Genomic DNA, 20,936 nt, shown 5'->3' with positions numbered 1-20,936 from the left:
ACTAGGACCAAGTAATGGGAATCGAAGAGAAGCTGCCCGCTGGCTTCCTGCTGACCACGGTCGAGCAGGTCGCCGGCTACATGCGCAAGAGCTCGGTCTGGCCGGCCACGTTCGGCCTGGCGTGCTGCGCCATCGAGATGATGGCCGTCGGCACGCCCGACTACGACATCGCCCGGTTCGGGATGGAGCGGTTCTCCGCCACGCCGCGCCAGGCCGACCTGATGATCGTGGCCGGCCGGGTGAGCCAGAAGATGGCCCCGGTCGTCCGCCAGGTCTACGACCAGATGCCCGAGCCCAAGTGGGTCATCTCGATGGGTGTCTGCGCCAGCTCCGGCGGCATGTTCAACAACTACGCCATCGTGCAGGGGGTCGACCACATCATCCCGGTGGACGTCTACCTGCCCGGCTGTCCGCCCCGCCCCGAGATGCTGCTCAACGCGATCATCACGCTGCACGAGCAGATCCAGAACTCCAAGCTGGGCGTCAACCGCGTCGCAGCCGCCCGCGCGGCCGAGGCAGCTGCGCTGTCCGCCACGCCGACCCACCAGATGAAGGGCCTGCTCGCACAGGGGGCCGGCAGCGGTCACACGCACGCCCACGCCCACCTGCACGGCACCGACGTGGCACCCGGTGGTGCTGCATGAGCGACGAGACCAAGGACGCGCCGGCCGAGGACCCCAAGCAGGCCACCGCCAACAGCAGCATCGACGGCACGAAGGCCGACGACGCGGCTGCCGACAAGGGCGACGGCCCCGACCAGCCCGCTCCCGAGGCGGAGGCTGCGACGGTTGGCGTGCAGCCTGGCGAGGTCGTCGACCGCGAGACGGGGGACAACCTCCCCGCAGCGCCCGGCACCACGCCTGATCCCGTCGTGATCGGCGAGCGTCGCGGCATGTTCGGTGCTGCCGACACCGGTGACACCACGGGCTACGGCGGCATGGTCAGCCCGATCATGTTCCCCGGTGCGGCCGTCCGTCCCTACGGCAGCTACTTCGACGAGATCGCCGACCACCTCGAGCGCGGCCTCGTCGGTGGTGCCGCCTCCTACGGCGAGGCCATCGAGCGGGTCGTCGTCGACCGCGGTGAGATGACCCTCTTCGTCCGGCGTGAGGCCCTGCCGGCCGTCGCCCGCGCGCTGCGCGACGACCCGGCCCTGCGCTTCGAGATGTGCACCGGCGTCTCCGGGGTGCACTACCCGCACGAGGCCGACCGCGAGCTGCACGCCGTCTACCACTTCCTGTCCATCACCCACGGCGGTCGCCGGGTCCGCGTCGAGGTCACCGCACCCGACGCCGACCCGCACATCCCGTCGATCGTCGAGATCTACCCGGCGAACGACTGGCACGAGCGCGAGACGTGGGACATGTTCGGCATCGAGTTCGACGGGCACCCGTCGCTCACCCGCATCCTCATGCCCGACGACTGGCCGGGCCACCCGCAGCGGAAGGACTACCCTCTCGGCGGCATCCCCGTCGAGTACAAGGGCGCCACCGTCCCGCCGCCGGACCAGCGGAGGTCTTACAGCTGATGACGACTCACTCGACCAAGGACATCTACGCCACCTCGGGCGCCGACACGGCGGCCGCAGAAGGCGCCCACGTCTTCAACGCCACCGGCGGCGACTGGGACCAGCTCGTCGACGAAGCCGCTGCCCTTCACGAGGAGCGGATCGTCGTCAACATGGGTCCGCAGCACCCGTCGACGCACGGCGTGCTACGCCTCATCCTCGAGCTCGACGGCGAGACGGTGACCGAGACCCGCGCGGGGATCGGCTACCTGCACACCGGCATCGAGAAGAACATGGAGTTCCGCACCTGGACGCAGGGCGTGACGTTCTGCACCCGGATGGACTACCTCGCACCGCTGTTCAACGAGGCGGTCTTCTGCCTGGCCGTCGAGAAGCTGCTCGGCATCACCGACCAGATCCCCGAGCGGGCCAGCGTCATCCGCGTCCTGCTCATGGAGCTGAACCGCATCGGCTCGCACCTCGTCGCCCTGGCCACCGGTGGCATGGAGATGGGTGCGACCACGGTCATGACGGTGGGCTTCCGCGAACGTGAACGCATCCTCGCGATCCTGGAGATGGTCACGGGTCTGCGGATGAACCACGCGTTCATCCGCCCCGGCGGCGTGGCCCAGGACCTGCCGCCCGGCGCCATCGACAAGGTGCGTGACACGATTCCCTTGGTGCGCAAGGGACTTGGCGAGCTCGAGCTGTTGCTCAACGAGAACCCCATCCTCAAGGGTCGCACCGTAGACGTCGGCTACCTCGACCTCAGCGGCTGCATGGCGCTGGGCATCACGGGCCCGATCCTGCGATCCACAGGGCTGCCACACGACCTGCGCAAGCTGGACCCCTACTGCGGCTACGAGACCTACGACTTCGAGGTCATCACCCGCACCGAGTCCGACGCCTATTCCCGACTGCGGATCCGCATCGACGAGATGTACGAGTCGCTCAAGATCGCCGAACAGTGCATCGACCGGCTCCAGGCCAACTCCGGCCCGGTCATGGTCGAGGACAAGAAGATCGCCTGGCCGGCGCAGCTGGCCATCGGCGGCGACGGCATGGGCAACAGCCTCGACCACATCCGCGAGATCATGGGCACCTCGATGGAGTCCCTCATCCACCACTTCAAGCTGGTGACGGAGGGCTTCCGGGTCCCTCCGGGCCAGGTGTATGCCGCGGTGGAGAGCCCCAAGGGTGAGCTCGGCTGCCACGCGGTGTCCGACGGCGGGACGCGCCCCTACCGCGCGCACTTCCGGGACCCGTCGTTCAACAACCTGCAGGCCACGGCCGTGATGTGCGAAGGCAGCCAGATCGCCGACGTCATCGTCGCCGTCGCCTCGATCGACCCCGTCATGGGAGGCGTGGACCGCTGATGGCTGAGCACTATGGGATTCAGACCGCAGCGGGTCACCTCACGGTGGCGCCGGAGTCCAAGGAGCCGTATGCCGCGGACGTGCTGGCTGCGCTCCACGAGGACGCCGCGCTGGTCGTCGCGAAGTACCCGCAGAAGCGCTCGGCGCTGCTGCCGCTGCTGCACTTGGTGCAGTCGGTCGACGGCTACGTCACCGGGCGCGGGATCGACTTCTGCGCAGAGGTCCTCGAGCTGAGCACCGCCGAGGTGTCGGGCGTCGCGACGTTCTACACGCAGTACAAGCGGCACCCCAACGGCGAGTACACCGTCGGCATCTGCACCAACACGCTCTGCGCGATCATGGGCGGCGACCAGATCTGGGACGAGGTCTCCGAGCACCTCGGCATCGGCCACGACGAGACCACCCCGGACGGCAAGGTCACCCTCGAGCGGGTCGAGTGCAACGCCGCGTGCGACTTCGCCCCCGTGGTGATGGCCAACTGGGAGTTCTTCGACAACCAGACGCCCGAGTCGACCAAGACCCTCGTCGACGACCTGCGCGCAGGCAAGGACGTCAAGCCCAGCCGCGGCCCCAACAAGGTGTGCACCTTCAAGCAGGTCTCGCGCGTCCTCGCCGGGTTCCACGACGGCCTCGCCGATGAGGGCGTCGGCGCCGGACCGGCATCGCTCGAGGGCCTGAAGATCGCCAACGACCGCGGTTGGACCGCGCCCGACGGCAAGGCCGGGGAGTCGGCCAAGGCCGAGCAGCAGCCCGCGGCGACCTCCGACAAGACCGCAGCCGGACGGCATACCTCGACCGACAGTGCGGCCAACGCGCCCGACGAGCAGGCCGGCGACAAGCCGGCCACGTTGTTCGACGGCGACGACGCCAAGACCGACGGGAAGGCTGACTCATGAGCACCACGCTGACCCCGATCCTCACGAAGTTCTGGGACGACCCCCAGTCCTGGACGCTCGAGACCTACGAGCGCAACGAGGGCTACCAGGCGCTGAAGAAGGCGCTGGCCATGAAGCCCGCCGACCTCGTCCAGATGACCAAGGACTCGGGCCTGCGCGGCCGTGGCGGCGCAGGCTTCCCGACCGGCATGAAGTGGGGCTTCCTGCCCCCGCCGGACGGCGGCCCCCGCTACCTCGTGGTCAACGCCGACGAGTCCGAGCCGGGCACCTGCAAGGACATCCCGCTGATGATGGCGGCGCCGCAGTTCCTCATCGAGGGCTGCGTCATCACCTCGTTCGCGATCGGCTGCAACCACGCGTTCATCTACCTGCGTGGCGAGGTCGTGCACGTCTACCGGCGCCTGCTGCGCGCGGTGGAGGAGGCGTATGCCGCGGGTCACCTCGGCAAGAACATCCACGGCTCCGGCTTCGACCTCGACATCACCGTGCACGCGGGCGCCGGCGCCTACATCTGTGGCGAGGAGACCGCGCTGCTCGACAGCCTCGAGGGCCGTCGCGGACAACCGCGCCTCAAGCCGCCGTTCCCGGCCGTCGCGGGGCTCTACGCCCGCCCGACCGTGGTCAACAACGTCGAGTCGATCGCCTCGGTCCCGCCGATCCTGCTGCACGGCTCCGACTGGTTCTCCGGCATGGGCACCGAGAAGTCGCAGGGCTTCGGCATCTTCAGCCTCTCCGGTCACGTCAAGCGTCCGGGCCAGTACGAAGCGCCGCTCGGCATCACCCTGCGCGAGCTGCTCGACATGGCCGGCGGCATGCGCGACCCCAACAAGAAGCTCAAGTTCTGGACGCCCGGTGGCTCGTCCACCCCGCTGTTCACCGACGAGCACCTCGACACCCCGCTCGACTTCGAGTCGGTGGCCGCGGCCGGCTCGATGCTCGGCACCCGCGCGCTGCAGATCTTCGACGAGACCACCTGTGTGGTGCGCGCCGTCGACCGCTGGACCGACTTCTACAAGCACGAGTCCTGTGGCAAGTGCACCCCGTGCCGTGAGGGCACCTGGTGGCTCAAGCAGATCCTCGGCAGGCTCGAGCACGGACAGGGGTCCGAGGAGGACCTCGAGAAGCTGCTCGACATCTGCGACAACATCCTCGGCCGCAGCTTCTGCGCGCTCGGTGACGGTGCGACCAGCCCGATCACCAGCAGCATCCAGTACTTCCGCGAGGAGTACCTCGCCCACCTGACGCACGGCGGCTGCCCGTTCGACCGACGAGACTCCACCCTGTTCGCAAAGGATGCGGTGTCCGCATGAGCACCCCACGACGTTCTGTTCCCCCGCTTCGCTCCTCCACACAACGCCATGGGGACCCCGCATGACCGTGACCACGAGCCCCAGCGCGGGCGGCAACGCCGTCAGCTCCGGAGGCAACGCCTCGACCCCTGCGTCCGTCGACCTGGTGAACCTCACCATCGACGGGGTCGCGGTGTCGGTCCCCAAGAACACCCTGGTGATCCGTGCCGCCGAAGAGGTCGGCGTCCAGATCCCGCGGTTCTGCGATCACCCGCTCCTCGAGCCGGTCGGCGCCTGCCGCCAGTGCCTCGTCGACATCGCCACCCCCGGCCCCGACGGCACCCTGCGCCCGATGCCCAAGCCGCAGGCCTCGTGCACCATCACGGTGACCGAGGGCATGCAGGTCAAGACGCAGGAGACGTCCAAGGTCGCCGACAAGGCGCAGCAGGGCGTGATGGAGCTGCTGCTCATCAACCACCCGCTCGACTGCCCGGTTTGCGACAAGGGTGGCGAGTGCCCGCTGCAGAACCAGGCGATGAGCAACGGCCGCGCCAAGTCCCGCTTCGAGGACGTCAAGCGCACCTACCCCAAGCCGATCAACATCTCCTCGCAGGTGCTGCTCGACCGTGAGCGCTGCGTCCTGTGCGCCCGCTGCACCCGGTTCTCCGACCAGATCGCCGGTGACCCGTTCATCGCCCTCGTCGAGCGCGGTGCCCTGCAGCAGGTCGGCATCTACGAGGACCAGCCGTTCGAGTCCTACTTCTCGGGCAACACCGTCCAGATCTGCCCGGTGGGCGCCCTGACCGGTGCCGCCTACCGCTTCCGCAGCCGCCCGTTCGACCTGATGTCGACCAAGAGCGTCTGCGAGCACTGCGCCTCCGGCTGCTCCATCCGCACCGACCACCGCCGCGGCGCCGTGCTGCGCCGGATGGCGGTCAACGACGTGGCCGTCAACGAGGAGTGGAACTGCGACAAGGGTCGCTGGGCCTTCCAGTACGCCAGCACCGGTGACCGCTTCGAGTACCCGATGGTGCGTGACGAGGACGGCAACCTCCAGGTCGCCTCCTGGCCCGAGGCCCTGAGTGCCGCCGCGGCCGGACTTGCCGCCGCCAAGGGTGTCGGTGTGCTCACCGGCGGCCGGGTGTCCACCGAGGACGCCTACGCCTACGGCAAGTTCGCCCGCGCCGTGCTCGCCACCAACGACATCGACTTCCGCGCGCGCCCGCACTCCGCCGAGGAGGCCGACTTCCTGGCCTCCACGGTCGTGGCCACTGGGCCCCACGGGGCCGCCGTCACCTACGCCGAGCTCGAGACGGCCAAGACCGTGGTCCTCGTGGGCTTCGAGCCCGAGGAGGAGAGCCCGATCATCTTCCTGCGGCTGCGCAAGGCAGTGCGCCGCACCAAGACCGCCGTGTATGCCGTGGCGCCCTTCGAGACGCGCGGCCTCACCAAGCTGGACGGCACGCTCATCCCGTCCGCCCCCGGCACGGAGGCCGAGGTGCTGCGCGCCCTGGTCGACGGCGTCACCGGCGACGGGGCAGCGGCCAAGGCCGCCAAGGCACTCGAGGAGCCGGGGGCCATCGTGCTCGTCGGCGAGCGCCTCGCCACCGTGCCCGGTGCCCTGTCTGCAGCCGCGGCCCTGGCCACGTCCACCAGCACGCGCCTCGCCTGGGTGCCCCGTCGCGCCGGCGAGCGCGGCGCGCTCGAGGCCGGCGCGCTGCCGACGATGCTGCCCGGTGGCCGCCTGGTCGCCGACGCCACGGCGCGTGAGCAGGTCGCCGAGGTCTGGGACGTCGTCGGACTGCCGGATGCGCCCGGCCGCGACGGTGCCGGCATCCTCGAGGCAGCGACGACCGGTGGCATCAACGCCCTGGTCATCGGTGGCGTCGACGCTGCCGACCTTGCCGACGCCCACGCCGAGGAAGCCCTCGCCAAGACCTTCGTGGTCTCGCTCGACTTCCGCCCCTCGTCGGTGACCGCTGTCGCCGACGTGGTGCTGCCCGTCGCTCCGCACGCGGAGAAGGGCGGCACCTTCGTCGACTGGGAGGGACGCCCGCGCACCTTCGAGGCGGCGCTGGACACGGCTGCCCAGTCCGACTACCGCGTCCTGGACATGCTCGCCAGCGAGATGGGCGCCTTCCTCGGCACCCGCACGCTCGCCGAGGTCCGTCGTGAGATGACCGCGCTCGGTCCCTGGACTGGCGAACGCCCGGCCGCCCCGACCGTCCCGACGGGCGACCTGCCCAGTGCCGGGACCGGCGAGCTCGTCCTGGCGACCTGGCACCACCTGCTCGACCGGGGTTCGCTGCAGGACGGCGAGCCGTTCCTCGCCGGCACCGCGCACAAGGCCTACGCCCGTGTCTCCGCCGCGACCGCCGAGACCTTCGGGCTCGTCGACGGCGACAAGGTCACCGTGTCCACCTCCGCCGGTTCGGTCTCCGCACCGGTTGCGGTCACCGACGGCATGGTCGACCACGTCGTGTGGCTGCCGACCAACTCCGACGGCTCCACCGTCCGCGCTGCCCTGGCTGCGGTCGCCGGTGACGTCGTGACCGTCACGAAGGGAGGCGCCCTGTGAGCACCCTGACGTATGCCGCGGACGCCGTCGCCGGCATACCCCACCTCGCGGTCGGGCTCGGCGCCCAGGCGCCGTTCGCCGACAACCCGAGCACCGACTTCAGCGACACCCCGTGGTGGCTGCACCTGGTCAAGGCGCTGCTGGTCTTCGTCTTCCTCCTCGTCAACACCCTGGTCGTCATCTGGTTCGAGCGGCGGGTGATCGGCCGGATGCAGCAGCGTCCCGGCCCCAACCGCACCGGTCCGTTCGGCCTGCTGCAGACCCTCGCCGACGGCGTGAAGCTGGCCCTCAAGGAGGACCTCACGCCCAAGAACGCCGACAAGGTGGTCTTCGCGCTGGCTCCGGCCCTCGCGGGCGCCATGGCGTTCGTGTCGTTCGCGATCATCCCGATGGGGCCGACGGTGTCGATGTTCGGCCACCGGACTCCGTTGCAGCTGACTGACATCCCGGTCGCCGTGCTGCTGGTGCTTGCCGTCGCCGGTGTCGGCGTCTACGGCATCGTGCTGGCCGGCTGGTCCTCGGGCTCGACCTACCCGCTGCTGGGTGGGCTGCGCTCCACCGCCCAGGTGATCTCCTACGAGATCGCCATGGGGCTGTCGCTCGTCGCGGTGTTCCTCTACTCCGGCTCGATGTCGACCTCGCAGATTGTCGGCGCCCAGAAGGACCTCTGGTACATCCTGCCGCTGGTCCCGAGCTTCCTCGTCTACGTCGTGACGATGGTCGGCGAGACCAACCGCCTGCCGTTCGACCTCGCCGAGGGTGAGGGCGAGCTGACCGGTGGCTTCCACACCGAGTACTCGTCACTGAAGTTCGCGATGTTCTTCCTCGGTGAGTACGTCAACATGTTCACCGTCTCGGCCCTGGCCACGACGATGTTCCTCGGTGGCTGGATGGCCCCTCCCGGAATCGCCGCCATCAACGACGGCATGTTCAACCACGGCTGGTGGGGACTGCTCTGGTTCGTCATCAAGCTCTGGGTCTTCATGTTCTTCTTCGTCTGGCTGCGCGGCTCGCTGCCCCGTGTCCGCTACGACCAGTTCATGCGGTTCGGCTGGAAGTTCCTCATCCCGGTCACCCTGACCTGGGTCGTCGTAGCCTCGTTCATGAAGGCGAGCCAGCTCGGCTTCATCGACGGACCGAAGGTCACCTTCAACGGGCGTGAGTTCCCGGTCGTCAGCATCGCTTTCGTCGTGGTCCTCGCTGGTGCCGTCCTGGTCATCGCCTGGCTGCGCGACAACCGCAAGATCGAGCAGGACGCCGTCCGCAACGCCCCGCCGCCCGAGGAGATCGACCCCTTCGCCGGTGGCTACCCGGTGCCACCGCTGCCGGGACAGCGGCTCAAGGAGCCGTCCCTCGCCATCGGCGACCGCGCCACCGACGCTTCGACGCAGAAGGAGGCCACTCGTGGCTGACGACAAGAAGAAGCCCGGGTTCCTCGCCGACCTCTTCGCCCCGGTGGGCGGTTTCGGCGTCACCTTCGCGACGATGTTCCGCAAGCTGGAGACCGAGGAGTACCCCGAGGAGAAGCGGCCGACCCAGCCGCGCTACCACGGACGTCACCAGCTCAACCGGCACGCCGACGGGCTCGAGAAGTGCGTCGGGTGCGAGCTGTGCGCGTGGGCCTGCCCCGCGGACGCGATCCTCGTCGAGGGTGCTTCCAACGACGACTCCGAGGGCGGCTCCGGCCGGTTCTCTCCCGGCGAGCGTTACGGACGCGTCTACCAGATCAACTACCTGCGCTGCATCTTCTGCGGGCTGTGCATCGAGGCCTGCCCGACGCGCGCCCTCACGATGACCAACTTCTACGAGCTGGCCGACAACAACCGCGCCGACCTCATCTTCACCAAGGAGCAGCTGCTCGCACCGCTCCAGGAGGGCATGCTCCCGGCGCCGCACCCGATGGTCGACGGTCTCGAGGAGCGCGACTACTACCAGGGCAAGGTGGCCCGGGCGACGCCCGAACAGGAGGCCTGGGTGAAGGAGCACGACGCCCAGCCCGAGGACGGACTGGCCCCGAGTGGCGACCCTGTCGAAGGAGTGGACACCGTGACGACCCGACAGGTCGGCCGCGACACCACCGAGGCGGTGCGCCGATGACAGGCCTGGGTGAGCAGATCATGTTCTGGATCCTCGCGCCGATCAGCGTCCTCGGGGCGCTCGGCCTGATCTTCGCCAAGAAGGCCGTCCACGCCGCGCTCGGCATGGCCCTGGTGATGATCAACCTCGGCATCTTCTACATCGCGCAGGAGGCGGACTTCCTCGGCATCATCCAGATCTTCGTCTACACCGGCGCGGTGATGATGCTGTTCCTCTTCGTGCTGATGCTCGTCGGCGTGGACTCCTCGGACTCGCTGGTCGAGACGCTCAAGGGCCAGAAGTGGGCGAGCCTGCTGCTCGCCTTCGGCCTGGCAGCCCTGCTCTTCACCGCCATCGGGCGGGCCACGTTCGCACCGATGAAGGGTCTGGCCAGCATCAACGAGAGCACCGGCAACGTGTCCGGGGTCGCGGAGCTGATCTTCGGCAAGTACGTCTGGACCTTCGAGATCACCTCGGCCCTGCTGATCACCGCCGCCCTCGGCGCCATGGTGCTCGCACACCGCGAGCGGATCGGCGCCAAGCCGAGCCAGCGCGCGTGGTCCGAGCGCCGCGTGCTGGAGAACCGCAACGTCGCAGGCCTCCCGGCTCCCGGTGTCTACGCCCGCAGCAACGCGGTCGACACCCCGGCCCTGCTGCCCGACGGCAGCCCGAGCGAGCTGTCCGTCTCCCGGGTGCTCACCGCGCGTGAGCAGAACGTCGCCCCGGAGCGACACATCGAGTCCGAGCACGACATCGAGCACGAGATCGAGGAGGGCTCGCAGCGATGAACCTCGTCAACTACATCTACCTCGCGACCCTGTTGTTCGCGATCGGCGGCGCCGCCGTGCTGATGCGGCGCAACGCCATCATCGTGTTCATGGGTGTCGAGCTGATGCTCAACTCGACCAACCTGATGTTCGTCACGTTCTCCCGGATGCGCGGCAACCTCGACGGCCAGGTGATCGCCCTGTTCGTCATGGTGGTCGCCGCTGCCGAGGTCGTCGTGGGACTGGCCATCATCATGGCCATCTTCCGTGCCCGCCGGTCGGCCTCGGTCGACGACGCCAACCTGCTGAAGCTGTAGAAGGAGCCACCAGGTGACCTCCCTCGCCCACCTCGCCACCGCCGACGGTGCCGCTCACGCGGCCACCGGCGTCACGGCATACGCCTGGCTCTTGGTAGCCCTCCCGCTGCTCGGCGCTGCCGTGCTGCTTGTCGGTGGCCGCGCCACCGACAAGTGGGGGCCGCTGTTCGCCGTCGCGATGTCGTGGGCGGCCTTCGTCGTCGGCCTCGTCGTCTGGATCTCGATGGTCGGTCGCGGAGGTGAGGACCGGGCCGCCCACATCCACCTGTTCAACTGGGTGCCGGCCGGGTCGTTCAACCTCGACGCTGGGATGCTCGTCGACCAGCTGTCGGTGACGTTCGTGCTGCTGGTGACCTTCGTCGGGTCGCTCATCCACGTCTACTCGCTCGGCTACATGGAGCACGACCCGGACAAGCGCCGGTTCTTCGCCTACCTCAACCTGTTCGTGGCCGCGATGCTGCTGCTGGTGCTGGCCGACTCCTACCTGCTGCTCTACGTCGGTTGGGAAGGCGTGGGCCTGGCGTCCTACCTGCTCATCGGGTTCTGGAACCACAACCCGGCCTATGCCACCGCCGCCAACAAGGCGTTCGTCGTCAACCGCGTCGGTGACTTCGGCCTGTCCGTCGGCATCATGATCATGTTCGCGGCGTTCGGCACGGTCACCTTCGCGGGCGTCCAGCAGGCTGCGGAGGGCGGCGCGGGTGAAGGGGTGCTCACGGCGATCGGCCTGATGCTGCTCCTCGGTGCCTGCGGCAAGTCGGCGCAGTTCCCGCTTCAGAGCTGGCTCGGCGACGCCATGGCTGGTCCCACGCCGGTGTCGGCCCTGATCCACGCCGCGACGATGGTCACCGCCGGTGTCTACCTCGTCGTGCGCAGCAGCTTCGTCTTCGACCACGCGCCCAACGCCCAGCTGTGCGTCGTCATCGTCGGTGCGATCACGCTCGTCTTCGGAGCTGTCGTCGGTTGCGCCAAGGACGACATCAAGAAGGCCCTGGCGGCCTCGACGATGTCGCAGATCGGCTACATGATGCTGGCGGCCGGGCTCGGTCCGGTCGGTTACGCCTTCGCGATCTTCCACCTGCTGACCCACGGCTTCTTCAAGGCCGGCATGTTCCTCGGCGCGGGATCGGTCATGCACGGCATGGACGACCAGGTCGACATGCGCCGCTTCGGCGGGCTGTCCGGCGCCATGAAGATCACCTGGCTGACCTTCGGGCTCGGCTGGCTGGCGATCCTCGGTGTCCCGCCGTTCTCGGGCTTCTGGTCCAAGGACAAGATCATCGAGGCCGCGTTCATCGGCGAGGGCTGGCGGCCGTGGGTCTTCGGCGGCGCCGCGCTCATCGGTGCCGGCATCACCGCCTTCTACATGTCCCGCCTGTTCTTCATGACCTTCCACGGCAAGAAGCGCTGGACCGAGGAGGTGCACCCGCACGAGTCACCCCGCACCATGACCATCCCGATGATGGTGCTGGCCGTCGGCTCCGCCCTGCTCGGACTGGTCCTGTCGATCGGCGGCACGTTCACCACCTGGCTCGAGCCGGTGGTCGGAGCCCACGAGGAGGGCGAGCACCCGGTCCTGCCGGTGTGGTCGCTGATGACGCTGACCCTGCTGCTGGTCGCCGGCGGCATCGCCCTGGCGTGGATGCGCTACTGGCGCGACGAGGTGCCGCAGGCTCAGCCCGCGGGCTCGCTGGTCACCAAGGCAGCGCGCCGTGACCTCTACCAGGACGACGTCAACGAGGGAGTCTTCATGCGGCCCGGTGTCCACCTCACCCGCGCGCTGGTCTTCGCCGACAACCGCGGCATGGACGGCGCGGTCGGTGGTCTGGCCGCGTTGGTCGGTGGCACGTCCAGCCGGCTGCGTCGCCTCCAGAACGGCTTCGCACGCTCGTACGCCCTGACGATGCTCTTCGGCGTCGTCGCGATCCTCGGTGCCATGTGGGTGATCCAGTGATGACGAACTTCCCCTGGCTGACCGTGATCGGGCTGATCCCGCTCATCGGTGCTGCCGTCGTGGCCGGGCTACCTGTTGGGCTGACCGACCGCGCCAAGCACGTCGCCCTCGGCTTCTCGCTGGTCACGCTGGTGTTCGGCATCGCCGCGGCCCTGCAGTTCGAGAACGGCTCGACCGCGCAGTTCCAGCTCACCGAGCAGCACGAGTGGATCCCGCAGTTCGGGGTGTCCTACGCGCTCGGCGTCGACGGCATCGCGCTCGTCATGATCCTGATGGCCCTGGTCCTGACGCCCATCTGCATCCTGGCCGCGTGGCACGACGTGCCCGAGGGTGGCAAGCGCGAGAAGAACTACTTCGCGCTGATGCTCGTGCTGGTCACCTTCATGGTCGGCGTCTTCGCGGCCACCGACGTGTTCCTGTTCTACGTCTTCTTCGAGGCGATGCTCATCCCGGTCTACTTCCTCATCGGCTCCTTCGGGGGTTCGCGCAGGCAGTATGCCGCGGTGAAGTTCCTGCTCTTCTCGCTCGCGGGTGGACTGGTCATGCTGGTGGGCGTCATCGCGCTCTACCACTACGGTCCGGGTGGGTCCGATGGCTTCCTCGTGTCCAAGCTGACCGGGCTGCACCTCGGAGCGACGCCCGAGCGGCTCATGTTCGTGGCCTTCTTCATCGCCTTCGCCGTCAAGGCGCCGATGTGGCCGGTCCACACCTGGCTCCCGGACGCCGCCACCGAGGCCCGGCCCGCGACCGCGGTGCTGCTCGTCGGCGTGCTGGACAAGGTCGGCACCTACGGGATGATCCGGTTCTGCCTCCAGCTGTTCCCGGAGGCGTCCAAGTGGGCGACGCCGGTGGTGCTGGTCCTCGCGGTCATCTCGATCCTCTACGGCGCGCTGCTCGCGATCGGCCAGACCGACATCATGCGCCTGATCGCCTACACCTCGGTCAGCCACTTCGGCTTCATCGTGCTCGGCATCTTCGCGCTGACGACGACCGGTGGTGCGGGCTCGACGCTCTACATGCTCAACCACGGGTTCTCGACCGCCGCCCTGTTCCTCATCGGGGCCATGCTGGTCGCCCGTCGAGGCAGCAAGCGGATCCCCGACTTCGGTGGCTGGCAGCGGGTGACGCCCGGCCTCGCCGGTGTCTTCCTGGTGGCCGGTCTGTCGGGTCTGGCGCTGCCCGGGTTGAGCTCGTTCATCTCCGAGATCATGGTGCTCGTCGGGACGTTCCAGCGTTACCCGGCGGCCGCGGTCATCGCGACGGCGGGCATCGTGCTGGCCGCTCTCTACATCCTGCTGATGTTCAAGCGGATGATGACCGGGCCGAAGCCGGAGCTCGACGCCCCGGTGCGCGACATCACGCTGCGCGAGAAGCTCGTCGTGGCCCCCCTGATCGCGGCGTTCCTCGTGCTCGGGTTCTACCCCAAGCCGGCTCTCGACATGCTCAACCCGGCGGTGTCCAAGACGCTGCACTTCGTCGGCGTCACCGACCCGGCCCCTACCTCCGCTGCTGACGGGAGCACGAAGTAATGCCCGCCATGACGGTCCTGTCCACGCCGATGCTTGCCACCGCCTTCAAGGCCGCCGACGTCGACTACGGCGCCATCGCCCCGATGCTCATCGTCATCGCCGGGGCCATGCTCGGCGTGCTGGTCGAGGCCTTCGCCCCGCGTCGGCTGCGCCACACGATCCAGGTCAGCCTGGCACTGGTGTCGCTCGTCGCTGCCTTCGTCGTCCTCGTGACGGTGTCGACCCAGCAGGCGCACCGCGGCGGGACGCTGGCCCAGGCGGTCATCATCGATGGCCCCGCGCTGTTCCTGCAGGGCGCCATCCTGGCGATGGCGGCGCTCGGCATCCTCACCATGGCCGAGAAGTTCGGCGGCCAGGGCGCTGACGCGTTCACCCCCATGGGTGCGGCCGTCCCCGGGTCACCGCACGAGGCGGCCGCGCTGCGCGCCGGGATGGCGACCAGCGAGGTCTTCCCGCTGACCCTGTTCTCGGTCGTCGGCATGCTGCTGTTCCCTGCCGCGGGCGACCTGCTGACCATGTTCGTCGCGCTCGAGGTCCTGTCGCTGCCGCTCTACCTGCTGTGCGGGCTGGCGCGTCGTCGCAGGCTGCTGTCGCAGGAGGCGTCGCTCAAGTACTTCCTGCTCGGTGCCTTCAGCTCGGCCTTCTTCCTCTTCGGTGCCGCCCTGCTGTACGGCTACGCCGGCTCGCTCTACCTCGCCGACATCGCCACCGCGGTCACCGCCGCCAACGGCGCACTCGAGGGTCTCCTGCTGCCGGGTGTGCTCCTGGTGCTCATCGGCCTGCTGTTCAAGGTCGGCGCGGTGCCGTTCCACTCGTGGACCCCCGACGTCTACCAGGGTGCTCCGACCCCGGTGACCGGCTTCATGGCCGCGTGCACCAAGGTCGCCGCCTTCGGCGCGATCCTGCGCGTGGTCTACGTCGGCGTCGAGGCCAACCGGTGGGACTGGCGCGGTGGCGTGATCGCCGTCGCCGCCCTGACCATGGTCGTGGGTGCGGTCCTGTCCGTCACCCAGACCGACGTCAAGCGGCTGCTGGCCTACTCCTCGATCGCGCACGCCGGGTTCATCCTGGTCGCCGTGCTGTCCTTCGACAAGACCGGCGTCTCGGGCACGATGTTCTACCTCGTGGCCTACGGCTTCATGACGATCGCGGGCTTCGCCGTGGTGTCCCTCGTGCGCCAGGGTGGGTCCGAGGCGTCACATCTGTCGCAGTGGGCAGGCCTCGGGCGCAACCACCCCGTGGTCGCCGGAGTCTTCGCGTTCCTGCTGCTGGCCTTCGCGGGCATCCCGCTGACGTCCGGCTTCGCCGCGAAGTATGCCGCGTTCTCGCCGGCCATCTCGTTCGGCGGCCGCTCAGGGGTGGCCCTGGTCATCATCGGTGTCATCTGCAGCGTGATCACGGCGTTCGTCTACGTCCGGCTGATCGTGCTCATGTACTTCACCGACCCGCCGGCCGGTGAGGCAGTGGTGGCCGAGACGGCGTCGCCGTTCACGACGATCGCGATCACGATCGGCACGCTGGTGACGCTGGTGCTCGGTGTCCTGCCGTCGCAGACCCTCGACCTCGCCGAGCGGTCGTCGCAGTTCCTCGTCAGATGATGCGCGTCAGATGAGCCCGACCCCTCCGGTCATCGTCCTGCCAGGCACGTCGGAAGCGCTCTCCGCGCGCCTGCAGGACGGGCTGGCCGAAGTCGACGCGCTGCTGCGGCGGGAGGTCGACCACGACGACGTGTTCATCGCCGAGGCCAACACCCACCTCATCGAGGCCGGCGGCAAACGGTTCCGGCCGATGCTGACGCTGCTGGCCTCCGAGCTGGGGACCGGCATCAACGCGGAGGTCATCGCCTCCGCAGCCGGGGTCGAGCTGACCCACGTCGCGTCGCTGTGCCACGACGACGTCATGGACGAGGCCGATGTCCGCCGTGGTGCCCCCAGCGCCAACGCGAAGTACGGCAACTCCACGGCCATCCTCGTGGGCGACATGCTCTTCGGCACCGCGTCGTCGATCATTGCCGACCTGGGCGCCGACGCCGTGAGGATCCAGGCGCAGACCTTCGTGCGACTGTGCGCCGGGCAGATCCGCGACGACCGGCCGAGCCCGCGCGGGCAGGACCCGGTCGACTACTACCTCGGGGTGCTCGCCGACAAGACCGGGGTGCTGATCGCGACGGCCGCCCGCTACGGCGCGATGTTCTCCGGGTGCGACGCGCAGACCGTCGAGATCATGCGTGAGTACGGCGAACGCCTCGGCATGGCCTTCCAGCTCGCCGACGACCTCATCGACGTCTCGTCCGAGGCCGAGGACCTGGGCAAGACCCCGGGCACGGACCTGCGCGAGGGCAAGCGGACGCTCCCCGTGCTCTATGCCCTTGCCTCGACCGATCCGGCCGATGCGCGGCTCCGCGAGCTGCTGCAGTCCGAGCTGCGTGACCAGGCGCTGCTCGACGAAGCCCTGGCCCTGTTGCGGGCCCACCCGGCGATGGAACAGGCCCGCGAGCACACCGCGGCCGTGGCCAAGGCCGCGCAGGACGTCCTCGACCCGCTGCCCGACAGCGAGGCCAAGGCGGCCCTGCGAGCGCTGGCCACCAGCGTCGTCACCCGCGTCGGCTGACCGGGCACAGAAGTCCGGGGCTTTGGCGCCGATGGAGGTGACCCGTCGGTAGGGTCGGGCGTGTGACCCTCCCTTGGGATCGTGCGACCGCCACCGTTCAACCACCGTTCGCGGTCGTCGACCTCGACGCCTTCGATGCCAACGCCACAGATCTCGAGCGCCGCGCTGCGGGGTTGCCGATCCGGGTGGCGTCCAAGTCGGTCCGGTGCCGCAGCCTCCTGTCGCGTGCGCTGGCCCGACCCGGCTTCGCCGGGGTGATGTCGTATGCCGTGCCGGAGGCCCGCTGGCTGGTCGAGGAGGGCTTCGAGGACATCTACGTGGCGTACCCCAGCGTGGATCGGGCCGCGCTGGCCGGTGTCGCCGCGGATGCGCGGACGGCAGCCGAGGTGACCCTCACCGTCGACTCCGTCGAGCACGTGGAGTTCCTCGCCGGCCTGGACCGACCGCACGGGTTGCGGGTGGCCCTCGACATCGACGCGTCGCTGCGGATCGGCCGCGTCCACCTCGGCGTCCGTCGCTCACCGCTGCGCGAGCCCGCTGATGCGGTGGCCCTGGCGCAGGCCGCCGCCGCCGCAGGGCTGTCGGTCGTCGGGCTGATGTTCTACGACGCCCAGATAGCCGGGCTGCCTGACTCCTCACCAGCGGTGCGGCTGGTCAAGAAGCAGTCGGCCGAGTCGCTGCTCCAGCGCCGCGGCGAGGTCGTCGCTGCCGTACGCGAGGTGGCGGACCTGGACTTCGTGAACGGCGGGGGGACGGGTTCGCTGCACGTCACGGGTCAGGATCCGGCCGTGACCGAGCTGGCGGCCGGGTCCGGGTTGTACGGCCCGACCCTGTTCGACGGCTACGACGACTTCAGCCCGCAGCCTGCAGCGGCCTTCGCCCTACCGGTGGTCCGCCGGCCGGGCCCCGGCTTCGTCACCGCCTTTGGTGGAGGCTACGTGGCATCCGGGCCGCCGGGGTGGTCGCGCGTGCCCGCCCCTTTCGGTCGCGCTGGCGTCAAGCTGGTCAAGTCGGAAGGGGTTGGCGAGGTGCAGACTCCCTTGCAGGGCAAAGGTGTTCGCGACCTCAAACTGGGCGACAGGGTCTGGTTCCGCTATGCCAAGGCAGGGGAGATGTGCGAGCGGTTCGACGCGCTTCACCTCGTCCGTGGTGACCAGCTGGTCGAGACGGTCCCGACCTACCGGGGTGAGGGGAAGAACTTCGGATGACGTGGACCAACTGGGCCGGCAACCAGACCAGCCACCCGGTCGAGGTCGCCTCGCCCCGTCGCCCTGACGAGGTGTCGGCGGCGATCCTGCGTGCGCAGGCACGCGGCATACCCGTTAAGGCGGTGGGTGCCGGGCACTCGTTCACGGCGGTGGCCGCCACGGACGGCCTCCAGCTGCGCCTCGACCAGCTGAGCGGCATCACCCACGTCGACCGTGAGCTCGGCCGCGTCCGGGTGCTGGGTGGCACCCCCCTGCACGTCCTCAACCCCGCGTTGCACGCCCTCGGGCTGGCGCTGCCGAACCTCGGTGACATCGACCGGCAGTCCGTCGCCGGCGCGATCTCGACCGGCACGCACGGCACCGGGATCCGGCTGCAGGGCATCGCTGCTGCCGTCTCGGGGCTCACCCTGGCGCTGGCAGACGGTTCGCTGCTGGAGTGCTCGGCCTCGGTCGAGCCCGACACCTTCCAGGCGGCCCGGGTGGGGTTGGGTGCGCTCGGGGTCATCACCGAGGTCGAGCTCCAGTGCGTGCCGGCTTTTCGGTTGCACGCCAACGAGTTCGGCGCCGACCTGTTCGAGGTGCTCGAACGCATTGAGGAGGACGTGGACACCCACGACCACGTCGACATGCACTGGTTCCCGCTGACCGACCGGGTCCTCGTCAAGCACAACGACCGTGTCGACGCCGGCCATCCCGGTACGCCGCTGCCGCGCTGGCGCGCCGCCCTCGACGACGACCTGCTCTCCAACCGGCTCTTCGAGGCGACCAACCGTGGTGCGACTCGCTGGCCCGGGGTGGTCCCGCGGCTCAACGCGGTGAGTGCGCGACTGCTCGGCGCACGGGAGTACACCGACGACTCGTGGCGCGTCTTCGTCGCCGAGCGCAAGGTGCGCTTCAGGGAGAGCGAGTATGCCGTGCCGCGGGCTGCGGTCGCGGATGTCATTGTGGCCGTGCGGAACTGGCTGGAGCAGCATCGCGCGCCGCTGACCTTCCCGCTGGAGATCCGCTTTGTCGGGGCAGACGACATCTGGCTGTCGACCGCGTACGAGCGGGAGAACGCCTATATCGCGATCCACCAGTACCACCGGATGGACGACTATGGAGCGTTCGCCGCCTTCGAGGCGATCGTGGCCGAACATGCCGGGCGGCCGCACTGGGGCAAGCTGCACACCCTCGATGCCGATCGGCTGCGGGAGCTCTATCCGCGCTTCGGCGACTTCCTTGCGGTGCGCGACCGCCTCGACCCCGAGCGCCGGTTCGCCAACGCCCACCTGGACCACGTCCTCGGCCGGTGACACCGCTCGTGGCTAGCCTCGCAGCATGACGACCAACCCCTACGCTGCCGACGAGAAGACCACGCTCCTGGCAGCCCTGCAGAGCCATCGTGACGTGATGTTGTGGAAGCTGGATGGGTTGCCGGACCACAAGATCCGTCGGGCGATGGTGCCTAGCGGCACCAACTTGGTCGGCCTGGTCAAGCACCTGGCCAATGCGGAGTACGGCTGGTTCTGCGAGACCTTCGGCCGTCCTACGGAGCCGCTGACCGACATCTCACAGGACCCTGAGGCGGACATGCGTGCGGCCGACGGTGAGACCACCGAGGAGATCGTGGCCTTCTACCGACGTGCTTGGGCGGCGGCTGATGCGGCGATCCTCGAGCTGCCGCTCGACGAGACCGGCACCTCGTACTCCGGCAAGACGGTGAGCCTGCGCTGGGTTCTGGTCCACATGATCGAGGACACGGTGCGCCACGCCGGTCACGCCGACATCCTCCGCGAGCTGATCGACGGAGGCACCGGCCACCACGTCCCGGGCTAGCACCAGGGCCGGGACCTCGAGGCAACTCTCAGGGCAATGCTGCGGCGGTGTCCGGTCGACCGCGTCGAGGCAGGTTGCGGAGTGAGTCAAAGCTCAACACTGCCAACGCGATCCACACGATGCCGAAGCCGATCCACCGGGTCCCGGACATGTGCTCGTCGAGGAGCAGGACGCCGCAGAGCAGCTGGAGCACCGGCGTGATGAACTGCAGCAACCCGATCGTGACGAGCGGGACACGACGCGCGGCTGCCGCGAAGAGCAGCAGCGGGGTGGCCGTCGCGACCCCGGCCGCCACCAGCAGCGCGGTGTGCCAGCCGCCGTCGGTGGTGAACGTGGTGTCCCCACGGCCGGTCAGCACGACGAGCATGACCACTGCGACCGGCGCGAGCACCGCAGTCTCGGCTGTGAGGGAGTGCATGGCCTCCAGTGACGCCCCGACCTTCTTCTTCACCAGGCCGTAGAGCCCGAACGACATCGCCAGGCTGATCGCGATGACCGGCACCGAGCCAGCCGCGATGCTGAGGTAGATACCGGCGACGGCACCGATCGCGACGGCCACCCACTGCAGTGGCCGGAGCCGCTCGCGCAGGACGACGACACCCAGGGCGACGGTGACGATCGGGTTGAGGAAGTAGCCAAGGGCAGCCTCGGTGGTCTTCCCGTTGAGCACCGACGCCACGTAGATCACCCAGTTCACCGCGATGAGCAGCGCTGCCGCGGTGACGGCGAGTCCCAGGCGTGGGCGCTGCCACAGCTGGCGGGCCCACGCCAGGTCTCGGCGCACGAGCAGCACGAGCGCGCAGAGCAGCAGGGTCCAGAGGATGCGGTGCGACAGGATCTCCCACGCGCCCGCGGGTTTCAGCGCAGCGAAGTAGAGGGGGAAGATCCCCCAGATCGCATAGGCGAGCAGCCCGTATGCCGCGCCGCGCCGTTCGTCGTCGTGACCCACCTAAGTGCGTGGCAGGGGTGCGAGCCGGGTCGAGTGGCCACGACACGCTGGTGGGTCCCACT

General features: G+C 69.1%; 18 protein-coding genes. 17 read left to right on the top strand and 1 reads right to left on the bottom strand.

From position 1 onward, the window contains the following. The first annotated feature begins 14 nt into the window (after positions 1–14). From EAH86_RS14385 to EAH86_RS14305, 17 genes are all read left to right on the top strand, one after another. A complete protein-coding gene (locus tag EAH86_RS14385; RefSeq protein WP_241668380.1) occupies positions 15–644 on the top strand; it encodes a NuoB/complex I 20 kDa subunit family protein in 630 nt (209 codons plus the stop codon). Further along, positions 641–1,528, top strand: coding sequence for an NADH-quinone oxidoreductase subunit C (locus EAH86_RS14380; protein ID WP_140741974.1), 888 nt, complete (start codon positions 641–643; stop codon positions 1,526–1,528). The genes EAH86_RS14385 and EAH86_RS14380 overlap by 4 nt, the downstream gene beginning before the upstream one ends. Beyond that, entirely contained in the window at positions 1,528–2,883 is a 1,356-nt protein-coding gene (locus EAH86_RS14375) for an NADH-quinone oxidoreductase subunit D (protein WP_140741972.1), read from the top strand. Before EAH86_RS14380 ends, EAH86_RS14375 begins: the two co-directional genes overlap by 1 nt. Then, the gene (gene nuoE, locus EAH86_RS14370; protein ID WP_140741970.1) at positions 2,883–3,779 is read left to right on the top strand and encodes an NADH-quinone oxidoreductase subunit NuoE; all 897 of its coding nucleotides are present in this window, start codon (positions 2,883–2,885) and stop codon (positions 3,777–3,779) included. Before EAH86_RS14375 ends, nuoE begins: the two co-directional genes overlap by 1 nt. Then, positions 3,776–5,089: an NADH-quinone oxidoreductase subunit NuoF gene (gene nuoF / locus EAH86_RS14365; protein WP_140741968.1), complete on the top strand. Its 1,314-nt coding sequence runs from the start codon at positions 3,776–3,778 to the stop codon at positions 5,087–5,089. Before nuoE ends, nuoF begins: the two co-directional genes overlap by 4 nt. 61 nt (positions 5,090–5,150) lie before the next feature. After that, positions 5,151–7,646: an NADH-quinone oxidoreductase subunit G gene (locus EAH86_RS14360; RefSeq protein ID WP_140741966.1), complete on the top strand. Its 2,496-nt coding sequence runs from the start codon at positions 5,151–5,153 to the stop codon at positions 7,644–7,646. Beyond that, complete coding sequence (gene nuoH / locus EAH86_RS14355; RefSeq protein WP_140741964.1) at positions 7,643–9,058, top strand: NADH-quinone oxidoreductase subunit NuoH; 1,416 nt, start codon at positions 7,643–7,645, stop codon at positions 9,056–9,058. Before EAH86_RS14360 ends, nuoH begins: the two co-directional genes overlap by 4 nt. Beyond that, positions 9,051–9,743 carry an NADH-quinone oxidoreductase subunit NuoI gene (gene nuoI / locus EAH86_RS14350; protein WP_140741961.1) on the top strand — a complete coding sequence of 231 codons (693 nt, stop codon included), beginning with the start codon at positions 9,051–9,053 and terminating at the stop codon, positions 9,741–9,743. The genes nuoH and nuoI overlap by 8 nt, the downstream gene beginning before the upstream one ends. Further along, the gene (locus EAH86_RS14345; RefSeq protein ID WP_140741959.1) at positions 9,740–10,510 is read left to right on the top strand and encodes an NADH-quinone oxidoreductase subunit J; all 771 of its coding nucleotides are present in this window, start codon (positions 9,740–9,742) and stop codon (positions 10,508–10,510) included. Before nuoI ends, EAH86_RS14345 begins: the two co-directional genes overlap by 4 nt. Further along, on the top strand, positions 10,507–10,806 hold the full coding sequence (nuoK, locus tag EAH86_RS14340) for an NADH-quinone oxidoreductase subunit NuoK (RefSeq protein ID WP_140741957.1): 300 nt from the start codon (positions 10,507–10,509) through the stop codon (positions 10,804–10,806). Before EAH86_RS14345 ends, nuoK begins: the two co-directional genes overlap by 4 nt. Before the next feature lie 13 nt (positions 10,807–10,819). Further along, positions 10,820–12,760 (top strand): NADH-quinone oxidoreductase subunit L, encoded by a 1,941-nt coding sequence (gene nuoL, locus EAH86_RS14335; RefSeq protein ID WP_140741955.1) that lies wholly within the window; start codon positions 10,820–10,822, stop codon positions 12,758–12,760. Beyond that, positions 12,760–14,289 (top strand): NADH-quinone oxidoreductase subunit M, encoded by a 1,530-nt coding sequence (locus EAH86_RS14330; protein WP_140741953.1) that lies wholly within the window; start codon positions 12,760–12,762, stop codon positions 14,287–14,289. Before nuoL ends, EAH86_RS14330 begins: the two co-directional genes overlap by 1 nt. 8 nt (positions 14,290–14,297) lie before the next feature. Next, positions 14,298–15,887, top strand: a complete 1,590-nt coding sequence (gene nuoN / locus EAH86_RS14325; RefSeq protein WP_140741951.1) for an NADH-quinone oxidoreductase subunit NuoN — start codon at positions 14,298–14,300, stop codon at positions 15,885–15,887. Between the two features lie 10 nt (positions 15,888–15,897). After that, positions 15,898–16,899, top strand: coding sequence for a polyprenyl synthetase family protein (locus EAH86_RS14320; protein WP_140741949.1), 1,002 nt, complete (start codon positions 15,898–15,900; stop codon positions 16,897–16,899). Positions 16,900–16,961: 62 nt separating this feature from the next. Then, complete coding sequence (locus EAH86_RS14315) at positions 16,962–18,107, top strand: amino acid deaminase/aldolase (protein ID WP_140741947.1); 1,146 nt, start codon at positions 16,962–16,964, stop codon at positions 18,105–18,107. Then, positions 18,104–19,402 (top strand): D-arabinono-1,4-lactone oxidase, encoded by a 1,299-nt coding sequence (locus EAH86_RS14310; protein WP_140741945.1) that lies wholly within the window; start codon positions 18,104–18,106, stop codon positions 19,400–19,402. The genes EAH86_RS14315 and EAH86_RS14310 overlap by 4 nt, the downstream gene beginning before the upstream one ends. Positions 19,403–19,427: 25 nt before the next feature. Beyond that, complete coding sequence (locus EAH86_RS14305) at positions 19,428–19,925, top strand: DinB family protein (protein ID WP_140741943.1); 498 nt, start codon at positions 19,428–19,430, stop codon at positions 19,923–19,925. Between the two features lie 28 nt (positions 19,926–19,953). Here the strand turns inward: EAH86_RS14305 and rarD are convergent, their stop codons facing one another. Then, positions 19,954–20,874 carry an EamA family transporter RarD gene (rarD, locus tag EAH86_RS14300; protein WP_140741941.1) on the bottom strand — a complete coding sequence of 307 codons (921 nt, stop codon included), beginning with the start codon at positions 20,872–20,874 and terminating at the stop codon, positions 19,954–19,956. Positions 20,875–20,936: the final 62 nt, after the last annotated feature.

Origin of the sequence: Pedococcus bigeumensis, assembly GCF_006438965.1 — a bacterium.
In the GTDB taxonomy this organism is placed as follows: domain Bacteria; phylum Actinomycetota; class Actinomycetes; order Actinomycetales; family Dermatophilaceae; genus Pedococcus; species Pedococcus bigeumensis_A.
This window is presented reverse-complemented; position numbering and strand designations above follow the sequence as displayed.